This is a genomic window from uncultured Agrobacterium sp. (genome assembly GCA_913777615.1).
Lineage (GTDB): Bacteria > Pseudomonadota > Alphaproteobacteria > Rhizobiales > Rhizobiaceae > Agrobacterium.
Window position 1 is genome coordinate 166,282 of the sequence record CAJYTK010000004.1, and the last position, 13,696, is coordinate 179,977.

Consider the following 13,696-nt stretch of genomic DNA (forward strand, 5'->3'; position numbering starts at 1 on the left):
CAGACGGGAGGGGGACAATGGCTACTGAGACACTGGTTTACATAAATCATGCCTGGATGACACATTACCGGGGCCCAAAGGGGGACAAGGCCGAGGGCAATTTCGGTTTTCTGAAAACGAATGACATCGCGCACGAGTCTTGGAACTTCGAGCCGATCAGAGGTAAGGTCTACGGATATGTGCCTCGTTCCGCCGAAATCAAGATTTCAAGACTTGGAGCACAAAGAGGCGACGCCGCGATTGATGGCGTCACGGTTGTCTGGATCGCGCGAAATCCACGCACCAAGAAGACAGTCATCGTCGGCTGGTATCGGAATGCACGCATACACCGGAACGCCGAGAATCGACGTCTTGAACGTTCGTCAGGTTTCGATGTCGGCTATCAGATCGAAGCGGCTGCTGCCGACGCGATACTGCTGCCAGTCGATGCCAGGTCGTACGTCATTCCGACGGCGAAGGAGACTGGCAACTTGGGCCAAAGCCCGGTCTGGTACGGCAAGGGAGAGGCCTTCAACAAGGACGTCGCTGAATACATCGGCCGAGGCGGGCGACGTGCCAAACGACCGGCCAAGTCCCCGCGGCAGACTGACCCCGAGTTGCGCCGTAAGGTGGAGCAGGCCGCGATCAACCATGCGATCGCATATTTCGAGTCCGATGAGGGAGGCTCTCACCGGGTGGAGTCCGTCGAAAAAGACGGCGTCGGTTGGGACCTGGAAGCATTCGCTGACGAAGGCAGCTTCCTCAAAGTCGAGGTGAAAGGACTTTCCGGCAAAGACCTCGTCGTTGAGTTGACGCCAAATGAATACAAGCAGATGCGTTCAACAGAACATCGAGCCGACTACATCGTCTACGTGGTTGCGCAGGTACTGTCGGCGAAGCCGAAGGCTTACATATTTCGGCACGATGCGATCCTTTCCAAGGGAAATGACTTGGTCTGGCTAACTGACGACGGGCAACGTCTACGGATTGAGCCTATCATCGCTGCCCGGCTCTCAATTGCCTAACCAGGCCATTGCCGTACCGGAAGGGCTCGAAGTGAGACGATTTGAATGAAAGACTTCGATTGGAACATAGGTGATCTCGGCAACATCGAAACGGTTGACCCAATAGGTCGTGCGACGCCGTCACCGAACTTTGGGGATGCCAAGTGAGCGTATGGGATTATTGGGATGAGACCGCTGCAGCGAAAGGCAATCTCCGCCTACTGGTTCCGGGCAAGGGATGGATAGCCTATGACGATCGCGAGGATAGTGATGGCAAAGTCGTCGAGCGCGGCAGCAAGGAGGGAATAGACAGCGCACTCATCAATGCTCTGTCTGCTTCGAATTTCTCCACGCTAACGGGAGCAGGTGCCTCCCTATGCGCGCGTAACGCCGCCGGGCAGCCACAGGCTCCTTCAATGCGAGATTTGTGGAACGCGGTTGCGGCGGCTGTCGGAGCGCCGGCATTCACCGCCGTTTGCGGGCGGTTTCCGAATGCCACGATCGGCGAAAACATCGAAAAGCTCCTGAGCCTTTGCAAGGTGTATCTGGAACTCAATGACGCCGCGGATGAAAACAATCAGGAAGTCGCGGCGGTCAAGGACTTCGTCTCTCAAGCAGAGTCTTGCATTCTCGCAAAAGTCGACTTCGTGAGCCAGAGCACGACATTGGCAGCGCATGAAACTTACGTCAGAAAAATCGGGCGTCGGGGCTTCCGCAAGACCCGGGGGAAGCTATTCACGACAAATTATGACCTGACAATTGAGGAGGCGGCGCGCCGTTTGCGCTTCACGGTCATAGACGGCTTTTCGCACTCACTCGACCAAGTCTATGATCGGCAGCACTTTGAACTGGACATTGTCCGGCGCGACGCGACCAAGGACGCCCCAGACTACATCCCCAACGTCTTCCAGCTTTACAAGCTTCACGGTTCGACAGATTGGCGTCGCATCGGCGCAGAGGTCTTGCGATCCCGCGACAACACCAAAGGCAAGCCGGTCCTCATTTACCCGCGATCAAGCAAATACCAGGAGGCATTCGAGCCGCCTTACCTCGACATGATGGGGGCCTTCCAGGCAGCGCTGCGCGAACCTGATACCGCGCTCGTGGTTGCAGGTTTTGGCTTCAACGACGACCACATCAGCCGTCCCATTCTTTCCGCCCTCGAATCCAATCTGTCGATGCGGCTGATCATTTGCGATCCCGGCTTCATTCTCTCTGAGGCCGATCTACGTGGGGCACCTCCCGAAGGCCCGACTCATGTCATTCCGACCGGTGATCCCCATACCAACTCATTCTTGTCGAAGATTATGTCGCTTGCCGTTAGCGGCGACCCCCGCGTTCACCTCATTAACGGACGATTTGAAGACCTCGCGGTAGCGATGCCAGACCTGATTGGAGAGACCGATAGAGAGCGGCACGCGGAGCGCGTCAAGGCGCTACGCGATCCGGGGCTATGACAATGGTGACGAGGAGCCCAGTTGATCCTGACAAATACATAGGCACTGTCACTCTGGTAAATGCCAGCCAGGTCCAGGCCAATCTTCCCCTTGCAAGTGCCCAGCCAGAACGACGCGCGCTTTCTCGGGGAGCGGTCGGCGATTTCGTGTTCATCGATTGCGAACGCGTCAAACTATTGGGGCGGATTACGGAAGTAAGAATTCCGGACGCCGAGCGCCTGTCTGTCGAACCCCGCCTCGGCGCTCCGGTCACGCCAAATCCTATTGGACGCATTCAGTTGCTCTCAACTGTGACCGATGGCGATACAAAGCTTGCTCGCGGGATCAACATCTTTCCCAAGATTGGAGACGGGGTCTTCCTCGCGAGTGCGGACATTCTCGCACAAATGATCGGTAGGAGCGCCACCAAAGCCGGTGAAATCAACGTGCCTGTCGGCATGATCGAGGCCGGTGGCCAAGGCGTCACAATCGAATTACCACCGGAAAAACTATTTGGTCGTCACTGTGGCATCTTCGGTGCCACAGGCGGTGGAAAGAGTTGGACGATCGCCGGCCTTGTAGAGCAGATTAAGGCACAGAGCGGGAAAGCGATCATCTTTGATCCGACTGGCGAGTTTTGCGACATGGCGAGCGTAGACACGGTCTTCGCGTTCGAAGCCGATGTCCCGGATACGCAGCATGTTCATTTCCCCTATACCGAAACCACCGAGGACGACCTTTTTTCGTTATTTCGACCGTCAGGACAGAGCCAAGGGCCGAAGCTCCGCGACGCTATCAAGAGTCTGAAACTCGTACGTGCTGTCGAACATGCAATGCCCGCCGGATTGCACGTCCAGAATGGCGTTCTGGAGAAAGCCGGTCGGCAGCGTGGCCCATTCTTCGGCGCACTTCAGGCCAACGCCGCCGCTCTCCACACTACGAAATGCGATTTTGACATCACGAAGTTGTCCGAGCAGATCAAGCAGGAGTGCGTCTGGGGGAATGCCACGAACAATCCGGCGAACTTTGGCGGGACAGACAACAATGCCGCCAGCTACTGTGAATCGCTTTCGTCTCGAATAGCGACGCTGATCAATTCTCGCGAGCTTGAATGCCTGTTCCAAACGAATGGCACCTCACTTGTCGATGAAGTCGCTAGCTTTCTGGATGACAACGAACGCGATGTTGCCCTGATATCGTTTAAGGAAGTTAGGTTCGAGCACAGTACCCGCGAATTGCTGTTAAACATTATTGGGCGATATCTTCTCGGCCTCGCTCGCGAAGGCCGCTTTAGGGACACCCCGATCATCGTTTTTCTGGACGAAGCGCATCAGTTCCTTGGCCGGACCATCGGCGATGAGTACGGGAGCGTCCGTCTCGATTCATTTGGCTTGATCGCCAAGGAGGGGCGCAAATATGGCCTGACAACCGTGCTGGCCACGCAGCGCCCGCGCGACATTCCCCAGGATGTATTGAGCCAGCTCGGCACGCTGATCGTTCATCGCCTTACGAACGAACAGGACCGCAGCACAGTCGAACACGCCTGTGGCGACCTCGACCGTGCCGCCACTCAGTTCATTCCAATGCTAGCTCCCGGCGAAGCGATCATCATCGGCCCGGACTTGCCCACACCTTTGCCTTTGCGCATTCTACGGCCAAAATCACCGCCGGATTCGAAGGGACCCCAATTTCAGTCCCATTGGAAAGAGCGTTATCAGCAACGCCTCGCACAAGCGGGACCGGTGAATGCAGGTGATGACTTGTAGGCACTACACTACTTGCCGCCGGTGAAATTCGGTTCAACTCTTCTCTTGTAGTCACTTAATTCCGAGTGACCTTCGGTTGCCAGCCATGCGCGTGTGAACACGCGCAGCAGGCCAAGGGGGCGCTGCCCCCTGTGGAACCCCCAGGAGAGACACAGCGATGAAAGATTCATCGATACGGTTCAGGATTTCGGAGGCCGAGAAGGGCCGCATTGAAGATTTCAGTCAACGGATCGGCAGTCCTGTTTCCGAGATTCTGCGCCGAGCTGCAGCCGACGCCGTTCGCGGCGAGGTCCCGGGCAACCGACTCCGACGAGCCTGCGCTGATGTCCGCCGTTCCGCGAATCGTCTGCTCGACGTCATGAATTCAACGCCAATCGATGCTCGCCATCTCCATGGCGAAGTCGCACGGACAGCCGCGCAAGAGCTGATCCAATGCAAATGATAATCAAAGGGCTGCGCATTCGTTCAAAATCGGGCATCAATCGGCTAATACGGCACCTAAGGAATGGTGACGACAACGAGACGATTGCGTTTCTCCGAGGCACCGCGTCGGATATTCAGGACATGCACAGCGACGCCCTTTTCAAGGGGGCAGCCTATTCTGTGCGGCACTGGATTGTAGCGCCGCACGCGATGATGGACAGGCCGCAGATGCGACGAGTCCTCGATATGATCGCCAAGGAGTTCGAGTTCGACGCCGACCGTGCTGTCGTGGTTGAACATCGCAAGAGACGCTCCACCCAAGACGCCACCGAGCTTCATTGGCATGTGCTCGTCGGCGAAGTGGACCCGGTGACCGGTTGTGTCCTGAAATCTTCGTTTGATCGGGTGGTGCACGAGCTGGTGGCGAGAGCGAGCGAATATGCATTTGGCCATCCGTTCGTCGCAGGCAAACACACCCATACGGTCATCAAGGGCCTACGCAAGCGAGGAATGACTTGTGCTGCCGATGGTCTGGAGCGGACATTGCTTCTGATGCCCCCTATCCCAGCGGAGGCGTTCACTCATGCTCAACACCAGGAGAAAAAGCGTCTTGGATTAGACCTGCCCGCGCTGCGTCAGATCGTAAGAGACGCTACGAGTGACGGGACATCGCGAGCCGGTCTTGTAGAGGCGCTATCGGCTGCGGGATTGGAGGTCAAAGCAGGGGACAAGCCGGGAACTTGGATCGTCGTAAACACTGCCGACGGCATCCTGGTGGGCGCACTGCATAGGCTGGCAGGCCGACGGAAGTCAGAGGTTGATATGCTGATGGAACCCGCTGTTTCGACTTTACCGATCCAGAAGCCGCCGACCAGCAAGGACCATTCGATTTCACAGGAGCTCAAAGAAAGCAGGGCTCCAGATTTCACTGTTCCGCTGCAACCGACGCAGCCAGAGCGGCCTACCGTTGCGAGGTCCTCATTTGCCCAAGTAGCCGAGGAACTCGCCGTTATGGAAAACAAGGCATCTAATGACCTATTGACGTCGTTTCCGGTCTTCAAACCTACGCCAGCGGTTAAGCAGATAAAGGAAGAACTCAGAGATGCGAACGGGAAGCTGAAGGCTACACGGGACCGTCGTTGGGACATCCACGAACAGCTCTCGAAAGCCCCCCGTGTGCAGTGGTGGTGTTACGCCATCGGATTGGCGGCCCGCCGCCGCCGGAGAATACAAGACCTCGAACGGGCATTGATCGTCGCCGAGAAGGAAAAGCAGCGGCTGCAAATAAGCGTCTCAGGAAGGGAGTCAGCGCTACATCGTGAAGAAACGCGGGCTAAGGAGCTTCATGCCGAGCAGGTCCGAGATGTGAGCCGGAAGCATAAGAGCGCTCGTGAAATCCTAGAGCGCATCGACCGAATTCGAACCATGATTAGCGAAGACCCGGCGTTGGCCGACAAGGGTGTCGCTCATCTCATGTCGGTTGCGGAAATGAGGCTTGGAAGGTGGACATCACCGGAGCAATTCACAGACCTCGTGTCTGCGAAGCAGCCGTGAATAAGGTGCCCCGCCGGCTAATAGCGCGTTGTTCACTAGAACGGTGACCACAGTTTCCTATGGTTGCCTCCTAGCCGTAGTAAAGTGCGCCAGTAATCTCCTGCTGATTTTTAAGTTTTTGATTTTTCAATGAATTATTTGTTGCAACACGCGAGCTTTGGACTCACCATTTTCTCATAAACCCGCATGGCGGCAGAGAACATGGAAATTGACTCGATAAAGAATGAAGACACGCTTACCGGCAAGAACTCGTCAGGTCCCGGGGGCGCGCGAAAGCAGATCAGCAAGGCCGACATTGCACGTCTGGCAGATATTGCGAAGCGTGAGCAGGTCGTGGTGGAGATGGAGTTCGGCGGACGTATTGTTCGAGTGTCTCCGATGCCGCTAGGCGACTATGGTGGTGTTTCGCATACCAGACGCGGAGGAGTTGTGCTATGAGCGTATCCATGCCCAGAAAACTACCTCTCCATGTCGTTAAAGAAGTCACAAGGCACGGCAAGATCGTCTTCTATTTCCGAATCGGAAAGGGCGACCGTATTCGGCTGCCCGGAATTCCCGGTTCCAAGGAATTTAAGAAGGCATATCAGGCAGCTCTGCTAGGCCAGAGGATCGCACACGTCGAGACGACGACCATCGCCCGGTCTCTACAATGGCTCGTCCAGCAGTACATGGAGAGCGCCGAGTGGAGTGGGCTGAGTGTTGCTACTCGAAAGCAGCGCGGTCTCTTCTACAGGCAAGTTATTGACGCCAGTGGAAAAGTGGATTGCAGGGCGGTCACAAAGGCCGACGTTCAGAATGCCATGGAACGAAGGAAGTCGACGCCAGCACTCGCAAACAATTTCAAGAAGTCGCTGTCGGCTTTGTTCAAATGGGGCTTGGATCATAGCCACGTTAGCGTTGACCCCACGGCGGGTGTGAAGCGGTTGAAAACGCTAAACACCGACGGCTTTCCCATCTGGACACTCGAAGACATCAATAATTTTACGAAGCGCTGGCCGTTGGGAACCCGCGAGCGTTTGGCTTTCGAGCTTATCGTGGCGTCGGGTCTACGGCGATCAGACGCCGTCCGCGCCGGTCGTCAGCATCTGACTGACGACGTCTTGAAGATCAAAACCCAGAAAACGAACACTCAGGTGACGGTCGAGTTCTCACCACGAGTTCTGGACCTAATTGAGCAGACCCAAACTGGGGATTTTGCGTTCATTGTGGGTAAGAAAGGCCTTCCCCTGACAAAGGAGTCCTTTGGGAACTGGTTCCGTGACACCTGCCGAGCCGCTGGAGTCGAAAAAAGTGCCCATGGACTGCGAAAATTTAGCGCCACACTCGCGGCAGAAGCAGGTGCTACTAGCCACCAGCTCATGGCGCAGTTCGGCTGGGTCAATGTTAAGCAAGCCGAAGTATACACCAAGGGAGCCGATAGGGCGCTCCTCGGGAAGGCGTCTTCGCGACTTGTCGAAGAACAGATCAGGACGAAACTTTCCCCGCACCTAGTTTCCGGTGAGGGAAATATGACGAAAAACCCTTTGAAATCAAACGGATGAAAAGTGAGTGGTGGGCCCGGAGGGACTCGAACCCCCAACCAAGCGGTTATGAGCCGCCGGCTCTAACCATTGAGCTACAGGCCCTTCGATGCAAAACGCGTCGATGCGCAGGGCTGCAATGGTTCAGCCTGTGCGTGGGTTTCGCTCTAACGTAATTTTTCCGGTGCGACAAGCCGTTGAAAATAGGCTCACACAATCTATGCCGTAATAGTCTCATAATCTAAAGCCATAGGATGTAGTGGGACATCAACAGAGGAAATTTTCATGGTATCCAGACTGGCTCGCTCGATTGCCATCGGCACCTTCACTCTTGCTGCCGCTGCACCTCTTGCAGCCCTCGCGCAAGAAACAAAGCCACGCGAAGCGACGATTACGGTTTCCGGCGAAGGAAACGCCTCCACCGCTCCGGACATGGCTGTCCTCTCCTTCAGCGTCTTGAAACAGGCGCAAACGGCTGCCGAGGCGATGAGCGAAAACAACAAAGCGATGACCGAGGTACAAGCGGCGCTGAAAAAGGCTGGCATTGCCGACCGCGATCTGCAGACCACCAACTTCTCGGTTCAGCCGGTCTACAAGCAGTTCGAGCCGAAAGACGGGGTCTATATCCCGCCGGAAATCACCGGATACCAGGTAACGAATGGGCTGACGGTTCGTGTGCGCGACCTGACGAAGCTTGGCGATATCCTCGACAGCTCCGTGAAGCTCGGCATCAACCAGGGCGGTGATATCACCTTCACCAACGACAACCCGGAAGCGGTCTTCACCGACGCACGCAAGAAGGCGGTGGAGAACGCCGTCGCCAAAGCAAAGACGCTGGCCGAAGCAGCCGGTGTGAAGGTCGGACGCGTTCTCGAGATCAGCGAGAACAGCCCTCGCCCGCTGGCTGTCCCTGCGCCGATGATGCGCGCTACCATGCAGAAGGAAGACAGCGTGCCGATTGCCGCAGGCGAAAATACCTATGTCATCAACGTCAATGTGACATTCGCTATCGAGCAGTAAAACAGAAAGGGCGCGTCTTCCGAGCGCGCCCTTCCCCAATCTCGATGCTGAAATATCGGTCAAAACAAAAGTGCCCCCGCCATTCTCATGACGGGGGCATTGTTCTGATCGAATCAGCGATCAGGAATTAGCGGCGGATGACCGGGCATCCACGAACATTGGCAAACACGACGCGGTCGCGGCCGTAGCGATCGAAGCCGGCGACAACGACGCGGCGCGGCGAAACATCGACAACGCGAGCGCGACGAATGCCCATGCGGCTTGCCTTCTCTTCCGCAAGCCATGGCGAGCAGCGATCGCGACCGCGATCCGGACGACCCCAGCCTGGGGCTCCATGCCCACCGTGACGATAGCCATCTTGAACGTAGATACCATAGCGGACACCATCCGCAGAGGCGCTGGAGGCTGTGGCCGCTAGACCGCCAAGCGCAATCAGCGCTGCCAAACCTGCTTTTACAAAGTTGCCAATCATGGGACTTGCTCCATTTCTAAACCCTGAGGTCCGGCACGCTCGCCCGACCGATGAGGAGAAACTAATCAATGGCGGCTGAACGTTATCAGAACCGGCTATTCACCCATGGTTCAGCAAATCCTCATGTAGAAATATGCAAGACCACCTCGCGCCGGTGCGGGCGATCCCTGTGTTCGAAAAGATAAAGACCCTGCCATGTGCCAAGCACCAACCGCCCGGATGCCACGGGAATGCCGATGGAAACTTGCGTCAGCGCCGCTTTGATATGCGCAGGCATATCGTCTGGCCCTTCCATCGTATGAGCGACCCAGCTCATCGCCGGATCGCTGGAGGGTGGCACGAGGTGGGAGAAGAACATCTTCAGATCGCGCCGCACATCTGGATCGGCATTCTCCTGGATGATCAGCGAACATGACGTGTGCCGAACGAAGACGGTCAAGAGCCCTTCATCGAGCCCGGCGCCCCAAACGAATTGCGCGGCTTCATCGGTAAACTCGTAGAGACCCTGTCCCCGTGTTGAAAGCTCGATCATTTTCTGTGGCATTATCGTTTATCCTGTCGGAACCAAAGTAAAGGCGCGGCGTTATTATGAACTATGGGGCAAAGTCTGCGCGTGATGTGCGCACTCCACCACGAACGAGACGATCTATGAAATGCCTTGCAAGCGCAGAAGAACTTGGAATATGCAAATCCTACGAAATGCAAGACAGCTGCTCCGGCATTTTTGCACCCTCTTTTGAAAAAAGAGAGACAACCCGTTACTTCGGCCTGACTCAATCTTCGAACCGAAGTGCGGTCTACCAGCAGTTCACTACAACACTGCGCTCGGAACACTGACTCATGATGCCTTTAGACCAAAAGGTCGATCTCACGAACTGTGACAAAGAACCGATCCATATTCCTGGCAGCATTCAGCCGCATGGATGTCTTATCGTCTGCGATAATGCGATGCGCACCATTCTGCGCTATTCTGAAAACTGCGAGGCGTTTCTCGGCGTTTCCGGCGATTTGTCGGGAAGACAGGCAGAAGAGATTTTCGGTCACGAGGTCGTCCACGATCTGCGCAACGCCTTGACGGTAACGGCAAGCAGCAACCGCGCAGCCCTTCTACCGGGTGTCCGCCTAGCAAATGGCAAGGCCTTCGATATTGCCATCCATCGCTATAAATCCGTCACGATCATCGAGCTCGAGATTGCCAATGAAGAGGCCCAGCCTCTGCATACCGCGCAGTTGATGATTGATCGGATTCGCGAGGCCGACAATGTCGACAGCCTCATTTCCCGAACTTCAAGGCTCGTCAAAGCGATGCTCGGCTATGACCGGGTGATGATCTACCGGTTTGAGCAGGATGGTGCCGGCAAGGTCATCGCCGAGGCAAAACAGCCTTCGCTGGAGAGTTTCCTTGGCCAGTATTTTCCTGCCAGCGATATTCCACAGCAGGCGCGTACGCTTTATCTCAAAAACACGCTCCGGATCATTTCCAATACGACGGGCGACGCTGTTCCGGTGATCCCGCGCGTCGATGCATCGGGAGAACACCTCGACCTCTCCTATGCCCATTTGCGTAGCGTTTCTCCCATCCATTGCGAATATCTGCGCAATATGGGCGTCTCGGCCTCCATGTCGATTTCCATTATCGTCGAAGGCGAGTTGTGGGGATTGATCGCCTGTCATCACTATTCTCCGCGTATTCTGCCAATGTCGGTGCGGATTGCGGCGGAAATGTTCGGTGAGTTCTTTTCCCTGCACCTCCAGGCGCTTAAGCAGCATAAAAAGCTGATGACGACGCAGGATGCCCATGCCGCACTCGACAGGTTCCTGCGCCTTGCGACTCATCAATCGGATATAGAAGAGCTTCTCGCGGACAACCTGCACGATTTCAAAACACTGATGCCTTGCGACGGTGTCGGACTTTGGATGAATGACAACTGGTATGGCGTCGGAAGCACGCCGCCGGAAGCTTCCATTCCCCAGATTGGCAGGCTGTTGCATTCCGTGGCCGATGGCAAGGTTTGGGCCACCCATGCCCTCTTTCACCACCTGCCCGAAGCAGAGTTGTACAGCAGCCAGACGGCAGGTCTGATGGCTGTCTCGCTCTCGCAGGTGAAGAGCGACTACCTGCTGTTCTTCCGCAAGGAATTGATCCAGACGCTCAATTGGGGCGGCAATCCGGAGAAATCTTACCAGACCGGCCCTCTGGGGGATCGTCTGACTCCACGCAAGAGCTTTGCCATCTGGAAGGAAACTGTCCATCAACAGGCCCAGCCCTGGACCGAGGAAGACCGCCAGATCGCCGAGGCAACGCGTGTGGCTCTGGTGGAAGTAGCGTTTCGCCATAGCGAATTGATGGCGGATGAAAGAGCCCGCGCCGAAGTGCGCCAGCGAATGCTCAATGAAGAGTTGAACCACCGCGTCAAGAACGTGTTGGCCATTATCAAGTCGCTGGTTGGCAATCCCACGCAGGAAGGCCGCACTCTGGAAGACTATGTCACGGCCTTGAAGGGTCGCATCCAGGCGCTCTCCTTTGCCCACGACCAAGTGGTGCGCGGCGAAGGCGGCGGCATGTTGAAAGACCTTCTGGAGGCCGAACTTTCGCCCCACCGGTCACCCGAAACGACGATCACGCTCGATGGACCTGCTGTGATGGTCGATTCGCGCGCCTTTTCCGTTATGGCGCTGGTCTTGCATGAACTTGCAACCAACGCCGCCAAATATGGCGCTCTCGCCCATTCTGGCGGAGAGCTTTACGTCAGCTGGCAGCTAAACGAGCGGCGCGATTGCGTTCTCGACTGGCAGGAAAAAGCACGCACACACATAACGCCCCCGGCCAAAACCGGCTTCGGTACGGCGCTCATCAGCCGTAGCGTGCCCTATGATCTCGGTGGCAAGAGCCGCATCGATTACCTGCCCCATGGGCTGGAAGCCCAGATCGTTATACCCGCACGTCACGCCTCAATTAGCGTCGCGGAGGCAAATATCGACACTCAGTTTGGCGGAAGAGCCGATCCCGCAGCCTACTCGCCGGAGGAAAAGTTGAACGTATTTCTTGTCGAAGACCAGATGCTCATCGCTATGGACGTGGAGTACATGCTCGAACAGCACGGTATTACAGATATCGAAACGTCCTCGTCCTCCGCTATGGCGCTCGAAAAGCTGAAGACGGCCAAACCGGATGTCGCCATCCTCGACATCAACCTCGGCAACGACACCTCGATCCCGGTGGCATATGAGTTGCTGAGACGCGAAATTCCATTCATGTTCGCCACAGGCTATGGCGATGGCATCATGGTGCCAGGAGAACTGGCGCATGTGCCGATCATCCGCAAGCCCTATGACGAGGCGTCTCTTCTGGCGTCAATCGGGAAACTCGTGGGTAAGAAGGTGAGCGCCTGAAGCGCATCACAACGCGGTTTGGCATGTCTGCTTCACGATACGACGGTCAGCCGCCTGGAAGCTTCAACCGCTTGACGTCATCGGAGGTGAGCGGATCGCCGATGAGAAAACGAAAATCGGTCACGATATATTTGTCGATATCGACGACGCACCGGTAGTAGACCGATATCCACTGAGCGCCAGTGTAAAAGGCGCCCTTCGCGTCCATGACATTGCCCGAAATCGGGTAATTCTTCAGTGTGTGAGGTTGTAGTCCAACATAAGGTCCGCGGCTGCGTCCGATCTGAGCCATCGTCTCCGCTACACACAATTGCTCGACACGCTTCTGCGGAGGTAACTTGCCCATGATCTGGCGAAGCATGGGACGCGGACGTTTACCGCTCGCCAGTATTTTCTTCACAGGTTTCAGTTGCGGGTTCCCCTCACCGGAGGTCGGCGCTTGCGCTTGTCCAGACTTTCGACCTTCTGTCTCTGGTCTCGGCAGCGGTATAGCGGTGGCCACTTGATCCTGAGCGCTCGGCTTATCAGAGGCTAGTATCTCACCGACGGCAGCATTGGCTGGCATCCCTGTGAAATCCAGCTTCTCCGGCATCTGAGAGGATTGAGAATTCTCCTGACTGTTTTCGATGTTGGACTGCGCGTTTTCAGCGCCTGCGTCGACCGCTTCTGTCGGCTGAGGCTTTTCCTGCCCACCCTCATCCGTCTGCTCGCCTGGCTCATCGCGCGCATCGAGCTGCGTTTTGTCCGGACGAATCGCAACGCTTGGAAGGCTCGAAGCCCTTGGACTTTCCTGCGGCGGAGTCGGCGGCTCGGGTTTCTTCGCCTCTTCCGCCTTCTTCGTTTCTTCCGCTTTCTTCTCTTCTGGAGGCGGCTTCTCTTTAGGAGGCTCTACCAGTTCCACGCTCACGCTCTCAGGTTCAGAAGAGGTCGAAATCTGATAGTTGCCATAACGGTAGAGCGTCACGAGGAGCAAACCATGCATCAGCACGGAGGCCAGGACGACCCACATCACTTGCTGCATGTTCTGTTTCGAGCGTCTTTCCATAGGCATCAGTTCTCAAGCGGCCAAAGCAGGGTTCGCGCGAAGGGTTGGGGCGATATTGACCCCAAGGATTTTATTGGCAGTTCC

12 protein-coding genes and 1 tRNA gene are annotated in these 13,696 nt (G+C 56.2%); 9 read left to right on the plus strand and 4 right to left on the minus strand.

All coding sequences use genetic code 11. The features are described 5' to 3' along the window. Window positions 1–17 precede the first annotated feature (17 nt). From QZ862_RS02815 to QZ862_RS02845, 7 genes are all read left to right on the plus strand, one after another. Window positions 18–1,004, plus strand: a complete 987-nt coding sequence (locus QZ862_RS02815) for a DUF3883 domain-containing protein (RefSeq protein WP_296097349.1) — start codon at window positions 18–20, stop codon at window positions 1,002–1,004. A 143-nt stretch (window positions 1,005–1,147) separates the two neighbouring features. Next, window positions 1,148–2,440 carry an SIR2 family protein gene (locus QZ862_RS02820; RefSeq protein WP_296097352.1) on the plus strand — a complete coding sequence of 431 codons (1,293 nt, stop codon included), beginning with the start codon at window positions 1,148–1,150 and terminating at the stop codon, window positions 2,438–2,440. A 290-nt stretch (window positions 2,441–2,730) separates the two neighbouring features. Further along, window positions 2,731–4,185 (plus strand): ATP-binding protein, encoded by a 1,455-nt coding sequence (locus tag QZ862_RS02825; RefSeq protein ID WP_296097355.1) that lies wholly within the window; start codon window positions 2,731–2,733, stop codon window positions 4,183–4,185. A 157-nt stretch (window positions 4,186–4,342) separates the two neighbouring features. Then, entirely contained in the window at window positions 4,343–4,627 is a 285-nt protein-coding gene (locus QZ862_RS02830) for a hypothetical protein (protein WP_296097356.1), read from the plus strand. Continuing rightward, window positions 4,618–6,162, plus strand: coding sequence for a hypothetical protein (locus tag QZ862_RS02835; protein ID WP_296097358.1), 1,545 nt, complete (start codon window positions 4,618–4,620; stop codon window positions 6,160–6,162). The genes QZ862_RS02830 and QZ862_RS02835 overlap by 10 nt, the downstream gene beginning before the upstream one ends. 201 nt (window positions 6,163–6,363) lie before the next feature. After that, window positions 6,364–6,600, plus strand: a complete 237-nt coding sequence (locus tag QZ862_RS02840) for a hypothetical protein (RefSeq protein WP_296097360.1) — start codon at window positions 6,364–6,366, stop codon at window positions 6,598–6,600. Next, entirely contained in the window at window positions 6,597–7,703 is a 1,107-nt protein-coding gene (locus tag QZ862_RS02845; protein ID WP_296097362.1) for a tyrosine-type recombinase/integrase, read from the plus strand. Before QZ862_RS02840 ends, QZ862_RS02845 begins: the two co-directional genes overlap by 4 nt. 8 nt (window positions 7,704–7,711) lie before the next feature. On the opposite strand, the gene QZ862_RS02850 is transcribed toward QZ862_RS02845, so the two are convergent. Further along, window positions 7,712–7,787 (minus strand) — tRNA-Ile (locus QZ862_RS02850). A 180-nt stretch (window positions 7,788–7,967) separates the two neighbouring features. Between QZ862_RS02850 and QZ862_RS02855 the strand changes: the two genes are divergently transcribed. Next, on the plus strand, window positions 7,968–8,702 hold the full coding sequence (locus QZ862_RS02855) for an SIMPL domain-containing protein (protein ID WP_296097364.1): 735 nt from the start codon (window positions 7,968–7,970) through the stop codon (window positions 8,700–8,702). Between the two features lie 127 nt (window positions 8,703–8,829). On the opposite strand, the gene QZ862_RS02860 is transcribed toward QZ862_RS02855, so the two are convergent. After that, window positions 8,830–9,174 carry a hypothetical protein gene (locus QZ862_RS02860; RefSeq protein ID WP_296078560.1) on the minus strand — a complete coding sequence of 115 codons (345 nt, stop codon included), beginning with the start codon at window positions 9,172–9,174 and terminating at the stop codon, window positions 8,830–8,832. 121 nt (window positions 9,175–9,295) lie between these two features. Continuing rightward, on the minus strand, window positions 9,296–9,718 hold the full coding sequence (locus QZ862_RS02865; protein WP_296097366.1) for a secondary thiamine-phosphate synthase enzyme YjbQ: 423 nt from the start codon (window positions 9,716–9,718) through the stop codon (window positions 9,296–9,298). A gap of 296 nt (window positions 9,719–10,014) precedes the next feature. Between QZ862_RS02865 and QZ862_RS02870 the strand changes: the two genes are divergently transcribed. Then, window positions 10,015–12,567 (plus strand): HWE histidine kinase domain-containing protein, encoded by a 2,553-nt coding sequence (locus QZ862_RS02870; RefSeq protein WP_296078558.1) that lies wholly within the window; start codon window positions 10,015–10,017, stop codon window positions 12,565–12,567. 46 nt (window positions 12,568–12,613) lie between these two features. Here QZ862_RS02870 and QZ862_RS02875 read toward each other — a convergent pair whose 3' ends face one another. Next, complete coding sequence (locus QZ862_RS02875; RefSeq protein ID WP_296097368.1) at window positions 12,614–13,618, minus strand: DUF930 domain-containing protein; 1,005 nt, start codon at window positions 13,616–13,618, stop codon at window positions 12,614–12,616. Window positions 13,619–13,696 lie beyond the last annotated feature (78 nt).

Bases quoted from the DNA above. Each gene is read 5' to 3' on its own strand.
- QZ862_RS02815 (WP_296097349.1), top strand. From the start codon at position 18: ATGGCTACTGAGACACTGGTTTACATAAATCATGCCTGGATGACACAT.
- QZ862_RS02830 (WP_296097356.1), top strand. From the start codon at position 4,343: ATGAAAGATTCATCGATACGGTTCAGGATTTCGGAGGCCGAGAAGGGC.
- QZ862_RS02835 (WP_296097358.1), top strand. From the start codon at position 4,618: ATGCAAATGATAATCAAAGGGCTGCGCATTCGTTCAAAATCGGGCATC.
- QZ862_RS02840 (WP_296097360.1), top strand. From the start codon at position 6,364: ATGGAAATTGACTCGATAAAGAATGAAGACACGCTTACCGGCAAGAAC.
- QZ862_RS02845 (WP_296097362.1), top strand. From the start codon at position 6,597: ATGAGCGTATCCATGCCCAGAAAACTACCTCTCCATGTCGTTAAAGAA.
- QZ862_RS02855 (WP_296097364.1), top strand. From the start codon at position 7,968: ATGGTATCCAGACTGGCTCGCTCGATTGCCATCGGCACCTTCACTCTT.
- QZ862_RS02860 (WP_296078560.1), bottom strand. From the start codon at position 9,174: ATGATTGGCAACTTTGTAAAAGCAGGTTTGGCAGCGCTGATTGCGCTT.
- QZ862_RS02865 (WP_296097366.1), bottom strand. From the start codon at position 9,718: ATGCCACAGAAAATGATCGAGCTTTCAACACGGGGACAGGGTCTCTAC.
- QZ862_RS02870 (WP_296078558.1), top strand. From the start codon at position 10,015: ATGATGCCTTTAGACCAAAAGGTCGATCTCACGAACTGTGACAAAGAA.
- QZ862_RS02875 (WP_296097368.1), bottom strand. From the start codon at position 13,618: ATGCCTATGGAAAGACGCTCGAAACAGAACATGCAGCAAGTGATGTGG.